The organism is Wolbachia endosymbiont of Drosophila leontia (assembly GCF_028981785.1).
GTDB classification, from domain to species: Bacteria; Pseudomonadota; Alphaproteobacteria; order Rickettsiales; family Anaplasmataceae; genus Wolbachia; species Wolbachia pipientis.
Genome location: NZ_JAPQLK010000142.1, coordinates 9,175 through 11,881 on the forward strand (window position 1 = coordinate 9,175; position 2,707 = coordinate 11,881).

3 protein-coding genes are annotated in these 2,707 nt (G+C 37.8%); 1 reads left to right on the forward strand and 2 read right to left on the reverse strand.

Features of this window, described 5'->3' with window-relative positions; all coding sequences use genetic code 11:
• Positions 1–106 precede the first annotated feature (106 nt).
• On the forward strand, positions 107–232 hold the full coding sequence (locus OZD63_RS05380; protein WP_275008315.1) for a hypothetical protein: 126 nt from the start codon (positions 107–109) through the stop codon (positions 230–232).
• A gap of 1 nt (position 233) precedes the next feature.
• On the opposite strand, the gene OZD63_RS05385 is transcribed toward OZD63_RS05380, so the two are convergent.
• A complete protein-coding gene (locus OZD63_RS05385) occupies positions 234–971 on the reverse strand; it encodes a WD_0702 family putative metalloprotease (protein ID WP_275008316.1) in 738 nt (245 codons plus the stop codon).
• A gap of 528 nt (positions 972–1,499) precedes the next feature.
• Complete coding sequence (locus OZD63_RS05390; RefSeq protein ID WP_038248900.1) at positions 1,500–2,636, reverse strand: cysteine desulfurase family protein; 1,137 nt, start codon at positions 2,634–2,636, stop codon at positions 1,500–1,502.
• Positions 2,637–2,707: the final 71 nt, after the last annotated feature.

A 2,707-nucleotide genomic window follows, 5' to 3' on the forward strand; every position in this document is an offset into this window, starting at 1 on the left:
TTTTACTCAAATTTAGGTATTCATTGACCGTTCTTGTTATAAATACCAGAATAATAAGCTACTGATATTCGCTATCTTTTTTATCTTTAATCCATCATAGCTAGCGATGCAACAAAGCCATTCCAGTGTCAAGCACTGGAATGACACCATCTACTACTCAAATTACCTGCAAATTGCAATGTTCGTACACCAAAAGAATGAATCACGGTATGACGTCTGGCCTGCACTATAAGCTAATCATCATCTCCAAATATAGAGCTAATTTTTTTGCCCCCAGGAGAAAATTTATTAGTCCAACTGCTTTGCACTTTGGTTACGTCTTTAGTGGCAGTTTTATTGCTGTATTCCTTGATTTCCTTATCTATTCTCTCCATCATTTGTGAATCAAGGTAGCTCTTTTTCCATTGGTCAGTAGCAAGGAACACTTTGTTTAAGTCTTGAGTGCGGATTAAGTATTCTTTATCTTTAGGGTAAACCTCCTGCGCCCAAGCAAATAGCTCAAAATAGCGTGCAAATAATTCAGATGCACGTGATTTTGCAGTTTGATAAGCCTGTATCTCCTTAAATATAACTTGGCCGATAATTTTCTGCACAAGAATATTTGCTTGCTTTAGGTTCTGCTCAATATCCTGGTAAACTTTATGGAGGAATTCCTGCTCCAAATTTAAGTTCAGTTCAATTTCAACCATGTGTGAAAGTTCATGCACTATAATGTATGGGTTTGACTTCCTCAGTACAATAACATATCTATTTACACCGGAAGACCTGATTGTCTTACACACTCCCTCTTCCATATCCACTAATCCCTCTTGGTATATCTCAAACGAAAGCCTATTTTGCTTTATTAGTGACAAAGTGAGGTTTAATGTGTTTCTAAACTTCTCAAATTGATAGAGATATTCGACATACCGTATTGCATTTTCACTGCTTCCTACTTGAGTTGCTCGTTTTATTAAATTCCTGATTAGCATACCTTACTATTAAAGGAATTTTTTTTATACTCAAGAATTGATTGGCTACAAAGTGTTTTTAGGAAGCCTGATTGCATAGCTAAAGTAATTCATGTTTACTGATAACCGTCATACCGCTGCTTGTCAGCGGGATCTATGGTGAGATACCGCGAATGAATCCATAGCTGTACGAACATTCATTTTTGAAGGTAAATTGCACAGCAAATGGTGTCATTCCAGTGCTCTTTTTTTGTCATCCCAGTCTGGGATCTATTTTGCATGTAACTCCAATTGTGTTTTGGCATAAAACGCGACACGTATTAGACTTATTTGCAAGCAAAGCTTGCTAGATCCAAGTAGTCAGGGCACTGGAATGACACCATAGGGGCACTGCCGTCATAAAGGAACCAGTGTCAGCTACTTGGATGACAGCTAGCCTAACAACCGTCATCCCGCTGCTTGTTAGCGGGATCTAGAGATACCGCGGGGTTGTAAAGTAATTTTTTACATCTAATGCTCGGCCAGTGCCTGCATGATACCACGTATTATCTATACCAAGGAGTTCTGCTTGTAGATATTATACCAACAATCCACTATTTTTTTTATGTCTTGTGGTTTAGTTTCTGGACCTATACTGATTCTAATTGAACACTCTGCTTGCTCTTTTGTTGCCCCCATTGCAAGCAAAACATGGGAAGGCTCAACTTTTCCAGAAGAACATGCGGAGCCATTACTAACTGCAATATAATTCAAGTCAAAATGCATGAGCTGCACATCACTCTTTACTCCTGGCATATAAATAAAACTTGTGTTTGGCAGCCTCTTAGAGTTTTTACCGAAGATTCTTATGTCACTGGCAAGATTTAATAATTCACACTCTAATTGATCGCGTAGCTCCTTTACTTCATCCATTTTTGATAAAAGATCTGGAATATTTTGCAGTGCAGCAGAAAGGCCTGCAATTGCAACAATATTTTCCGTACCACCACGAAATCCCTTCTCTTGTCCACCACCTATTATAATAGGTTCTATCGCAAGTTCTTTGTTGAATATTAAAACTCCACTGCCTGCTACACCGCCAAATTTATGGGCGGATAAAGTGAGTAAATCCACTCCTAAATCTTCCATATTAACTTTAATTTTCCCAACACTTTGAGCAGTGTCAGTGTGGCAAATTGCTCCAAACTTGTGTACTATTTTAGCTATTTCCTCAATAGGTTGAATAACTCCGGTTTCGTTATTTGCCATCATAACTGAAACTATTGCTTTGTTTCCTTTAAGTTCGCTTAGAATTTTTTCTAGCTCTAAAAAGTCAACAATGCCCTCCTGATTAACAGGTATTATATATGGATTACATGCAGAATTAAGAATTGAAGGATGCTCTATAGCTGAAATTATATGCAGGTAGCCTGCTATTCCTCTCATAACAAGGTTATTCGCTTCAGTTGCACCAGACGTAAAAACTATTTCTTTATCACTTGAAACGCCAATAGCACCACGTACGTTATCTCTTGCATCCTGAAGAATCTTCCTCGCTTCTTGTCCTCTCTTATGTAGTGATGATGGATTGAGCGTTTGTTTTGACAAGACCTCAAATATACTTTTTTTTACATTTTCACTAATTGGAGCAGTTGCATTGTAATCAGCATACACGCAACCACTATTTTCTAAAGAGAATGGATTCATCTGGGCTTTGTTGCATAGGAACTGAAAAAATCTGGTGGCTACTGACAAAATTCATTATAAAATAGCCATTT